The sequence below is a fragment of the Marinobacter gelidimuriae genome (assembly GCF_000372805.1).
GTDB lineage: Bacteria > Pseudomonadota > Gammaproteobacteria > Pseudomonadales > Oleiphilaceae > Marinobacter > Marinobacter gelidimuriae.
This window is the reverse complement of record NZ_KB889833.1, coordinates 1-2,592: the sequence shown is the minus strand read 5'-3', so window position 1 is coordinate 2,592 and position 2,592 is coordinate 1. Positions and strand designations below refer to the sequence as shown.

The 2,592-nt window shown below is 53.9% G+C and carries 3 protein-coding genes and 4 tRNA genes; all 7 read right to left on the bottom strand.

What is annotated here, in order from left to right; genetic code table 11:
- A partial coding sequence (locus A3OI_RS21485) for a GTP-binding protein (RefSeq protein ID WP_018402796.1) occupies positions 1 to 96 on the bottom strand: 96 nt, incomplete at its 3' end.
- A gap of 52 nt (positions 97 to 148) precedes the next feature.
- Positions 149 to 224 (bottom strand) — tRNA-Thr (locus A3OI_RS0102620).
- Positions 225 to 237: 13 nt separating this feature from the next.
- A tRNA-Gly gene (locus tag A3OI_RS0102615) sits at positions 238 to 312 on the bottom strand.
- A 9-nt stretch (positions 313 to 321) separates the two neighbouring features.
- Positions 322 to 405 (bottom strand) — tRNA-Tyr (locus A3OI_RS0102610).
- Positions 406 to 444: 39 nt separating this feature from the next.
- A tRNA-Thr gene (locus A3OI_RS0102605) sits at positions 445 to 520 on the bottom strand.
- Between the two features lie 254 nt (positions 521 to 774).
- Positions 775 to 1,518, bottom strand: coding sequence for a type III pantothenate kinase (locus A3OI_RS0102600; protein ID WP_018402795.1), 744 nt, complete (start codon positions 1,516 to 1,518; stop codon positions 775 to 777).
- The gene (locus A3OI_RS0102595; RefSeq protein WP_018402794.1) at positions 1,515 to 2,480 is read right to left on the bottom strand and encodes a biotin--[acetyl-CoA-carboxylase] ligase; all 966 of its coding nucleotides are present in this window, start codon (positions 2,478 to 2,480) and stop codon (positions 1,515 to 1,517) included. Before A3OI_RS0102595 ends, A3OI_RS0102600 begins: the two co-directional genes overlap by 4 nt.
- Positions 2,481 to 2,592: the final 112 nt, after the last annotated feature.

Genomic DNA, 2,592 nt, shown 5'->3' with positions numbered 1-2,592 from the left:
CAGGGCAGCTGTCAGAGTGGTCTTACCATGGTCAACGTGACCAATGGTGCCCACGTTCAAGTGTGGCTTCTTACGTTCGAATTTAGATTTAGACATCTGACAAACTCCCTAATCAACCAGGACCGTAACGTTGACCGGTAAATAATAATGGAGCTCATGAGCGGAGTTGAACCGCTGACCTCATCCTTACCAAGGATGTGCTCTACCGACTGAGCTACATGAGCACAAGAACTAAATTGGAGCGGGCAGTGGGAATCGAACCCACATCATCAGCTTGGAAGGCTGAGGTAATAGCCATTATACGATGCCCGCGAGCAATAATGGTGGAGGGGGCAGGATTCGAACCTGCGAAGCTTTCGCGTCAGATTTACAGTCTGATCCCTTTGGCCACTCGGGAACCCCTCCGAGCTAAATCCGCTACGCGGACCTGCAAAAACTTTAAATTGGAGCTGGCGGACGGAATCGAACCCCCGACCTGCTGATTACAAGTCAGCTGCTCTACCAACTGAGCTACGCCAGCCCACACTCGCCTTAACAACGAGGCCGGTATATTACGGATTATCTTTTGGCTTTGCAACACCTTGGCGCTTATTAAAGGCAGCAAAATGGATTCACCAAGAGCAACTCGCTATGACCGGATAAGCTGATCAACAAACGAGTGCAGCCTCACTCAAAAACGAGGGCGTAGCTTAGCCGAAATCACCGCGCTTTTGCCACCCTTGACAGGCGTTTCCACCAACTTTTTTAGACCCTAAGTGCATTTGCACTCCTCGACTAACCGCAGAACCGCTCGCGATGGACTTTCGCCAGGCCATCAAGCACCAGTTCCGGCTCTATCTCCCCTTGAAAACCTATGTGCTGCAGTCTTAAGGCATCGCCGCCAGTCAGCACCAGATCTCGTAGCCCATAACTCTGTATGTCTGCCAACACCCGATCTGAAAAGGCAGCGCTTAGCCAGGCCAGCCCGTGATTGACGCATTCGTTGGTGGACAGCCCCGGCCGGGTTTTCAAGTTGGGCTCTGGCTCAAAACCAATACGTGCGGCATCGCTGCTCAAGCTGCGCAACATCATTTGCAAGCCGGGAAGTATGTAACCACCTAGGTGATGGCCGTCTGCAGCTACATAATCGACGGTTACCGCGCTGCCCGCGTCTACGACCGCAAAGCCCTGCCGACGCCTCTGCCAAGCGGCGTACATACCATGCCAACGGTCAGCACCCATCTTTGCCGGTTGCTGATAACCATTAACCAACCCATCGCGCTCACGCTCGGGCCAATAACAGGTCACCGGGGCAGCAAACCGCGATTCCAGGGCCGCCACCAGGTTGTGCTGGCGCTGCTCAGAGGCAACGGTTGAGACTGCCACGGACATTACCCGCTCACCTTTGGGCAAGCACAGCGCCTGCAATGGATCTGCGTCGGTCAAAAGACCAACGCCCTGTACTAGCACCTCGGCACTTTTCTGACGCTCAAGCCGCCATTTCAGACGAGTATTTCCGGAGTCAATCAGCAGTATCACGAGGCGACTCGCAAACTGATTTCACCGGAACGTACAGCGAACTCGCCTTCATTTGTGCGCAGTACATAGTTACCACTGTGATCGATACCTTGCCCAACGCCTTGTAGTTCGCCGTCACGAGCCATGATCTGACGACTAAAGAACACATCTCGAGACTGCCAGGAACTGCGAAACCCAGCAAAGCCAACACTCTGGAATTTGTCACTAGCATCCGCAATACTGGTGATCAGCGTACTTACTAGTGCATTACGGCTCCAAGTCAATTGCGGCCGCGCAAGCGCAAGACTCGTCCAGGCCTGATCAATAGCTGGCGCTGCGGTCATGTGCACATTCAAACCGAGACCCACAATAGCGTGTACAACGCCGTCCTGCAGCTCACCCTGAAGCTCAACAAGAATGCCGCCAACCTTGGCTCCGTCAATGAAGATGTCGTTCGGCCACTTTAACCCTACCGGCGCAGCTCCAAGGCACTCCAGTGCCTCTGCCACTGCCACACCCAGCACCAGACTGAGACCATCCACCGCAGAAAATCCGCCGGACAACGACAACCCCATACTCAGATAGATATTCTCGCCCGCCGGACTACACCAGGGCTGACCGCGACGGCCACGGCCGGCTGTCTGGGTTTCGGCAGTGACAACAGGCGTTGCACGCTCACCTCTGGCCAGCATGCGCATCACTTCTGCGTTTGTTGAGTCAATTTCATCGATCACGCTTAACGTCAGCGGCCGCGAGCTAGCAGACTCGACGTTTTTCACGATGATTTCCTGATCCAGAAAATCCACAGGGCTTGCTAACTGATAGCCATGGCCACGCACGCTTTGTATGTTAAAACCTTCCTTCAACGCTCGCCGTACTATCTTCCATATCGCGGTGCGGCTAACGCCGAACTCGGTGGCCAGTGACTGTCCGGAATGGATCTTGCCGTCATTCAAACGGGTTATCAATACCTTGGTTTTCATTCAGGGGTGCCCGTGTCAATGACTAAGCGCTGGATTAAACACTAAATCCGCACTAATTCAAAGCCTACGCATAACCCTGGAATTGGCGAATCACCAAGCGGGGACGGATTTC